Origin of the sequence: Mesorhizobium sp. M6A.T.Ce.TU.002.03.1.1 (genome assembly GCF_003997275.1) — a bacterium.
GTDB classification, from domain to species: domain Bacteria; phylum Pseudomonadota; class Alphaproteobacteria; order Rhizobiales; family Rhizobiaceae; genus Mesorhizobium; species Mesorhizobium mediterraneum.
This window is the reverse complement of record NZ_RZTI01000269.1, coordinates 1-1,823: the sequence shown is the minus strand read 5'-3', so window position 1 is coordinate 1,823 and position 1,823 is coordinate 1. Positions and strand designations below refer to the sequence as shown.

The following is a 1,823-nucleotide window of genomic DNA, read 5'->3' as shown; positions in this document are numbered from 1 at the left end:
GCGATGCAGCGCTCGGCAGCCGCCTGCTCGCTACCGACGATCCCGTCGAGGCCCGCACCATTGCGGAGACGCTGGACCGGCTCAATCAGGAACGGCAGCAGATGGAGCTGGAAATGCTGGCCGCGGCACGCGTGGAGGCCGATGCCGAGCTTGCCGGCGGCAATGGGCCGGCCATCGTCGTCACCGCCAGCTCCAATTGGCATCCGGGCATCGTCGGCCTGCTGGCCTCGCGGCTCAAGGACCATGCGCGCCGGCCCGCCTTCGCCATCGCCTTCAACGCCAACGGCGTCGGCACGGGTTCAGGCCGTTCGGTGTCGGGTTTCGACCTTGGCCGGTTGGTGCGCGAGGCGGCCATTGCCGGGCTGATCGTCAAAGGCGGCGGCCATGGCATGGCAGCCGGCATCACGGTGGAGCGGGCGAAACTTGGCGCGCTCCGGGCCTTCTTCGAGGAACGAGCGGCGGCCGACGTGTTCCGGCTGCAAGGTGAGGAAAGCCTGGCGATCGACGGTGCGCTGGCCGCCGAGGGTGCAACGCTCGGCCTGCTCGATGCATTGGAGAAAGCCGGCCCGTTCGGCGCCGGGTATGTCGCGCCGATCTTCGCGCTGCCGCGCCATCGCCTTGCCGATGCAAGGCCGGTCGGCACCAATCACATCCGCGCCGAGTTGCAGTCGGAAAGCGGCGGCCGCATCCAGGCGATCGCCTTTCGCGCCGTCGATACGGCGCTCGGCGAATTCTTGTTCAAGAACAGGGGCAAGCCGGTGCATGTCGCCGGTTCGCTGTCGGGCAATCACTGGAACGGCAACCGCACGGTGCAGTTCCGCATCGTCGATGCCGCACGCGCCTGAGATTCGCCTTCAGTTTGGGATCGCGGTTTAGGCCAGAACCGTCTGCAGCCGGGTCAACTCGCTGATCTGTGCCATCGTAACCTGATAGCCGATGCGGATCGCTTCGTCGGCGCGGTGGAATTCGGTCAGGCCGATATGGCTGAGCTTAGGCTGCAGCGACATATCAGGCGGGTCGCCGGCAAGTCGCGCACGCGAAATACGGTCCTGGATGATGTTGAAGGCCTCGACCATGACGCCGGTGATGCCGAGCCGTGTTTGGTACTGGTGCGCTGCGTCGAACAGGCCGGGCCTTGGCGCATCCTTTTCGACGACCAGTTCGCCGGCGCTGTGCTTGATGACGGCGGCGCGGCCGAACAGATCGTAGTGAAGGTTCACCGCGACCACGAGCGGCTGCTCGTAGGCGCGGCATACCGAGACCGGAACCGGATTGACCAGCGCGCCGTCGACCAGCACGCGGCCGTTGCAAGTGACCGGTTCGAACACACCGGGCAGTGCATAGGAGGCGCGCATGGCGGTGATCAGCGAGCCGCCCGACAGCCAGATTTCATGGCCGGTGCGGATCTCCGAGGTGACGCAGACGAAAGGCTTGGGCAGATCCTCGAACCGGATGCCGGCCATATGCTCGCGCAGCCGTGCGTCGAGCTTCATGCCGCCGAACAGGCCGCTGCCGCGCAGATTGAGATCGAGAAGACCAAAAATGCGCCGCTTGGTCAGGCTTCTGGCGAATTCTTCCAGCTCATCCAGCTTGCCGGCAAGATAGCAGCCGCCGACCAGCGCGCCGATCGAGGTGCCGGCGATCATCGACACTTCGATGCCGGCTTCGTCAAGCGCGCGCAGCACGCCGATATGAGCCCAGCCGCGCGCGCAGCCGCCGCCCAATGCCAGCGAAATGCCTGTTTTCTTGGCGGGGTTCGTTTCGGATGCGCCGGCGGACGATGACAGGCCATTGGCCTCTCGAACGTCCAGTCGGTTGCGCGA

At 66.0% G+C, this 1,823-nt stretch carries 2 protein-coding genes; one reads left to right on the top strand and one right to left on the bottom strand.

Annotated features, from left to right (window positions below; genetic code table 11):
* On the top strand, window positions 1–845 hold an 845-nt coding region (locus EOC93_RS33405; RefSeq protein WP_245461611.1), incomplete at its 5' end, for a DHHA1 domain-containing protein.
* Between the two features lie 27 nt (window positions 846–872).
* On the opposite strand, the gene EOC93_RS33400 is transcribed toward EOC93_RS33405, so the two are convergent.
* Window positions 873–1,823: patatin family protein (locus EOC93_RS33400; protein WP_245461610.1), on the bottom strand; the 951-nt coding region annotated here is incomplete at its 5' end.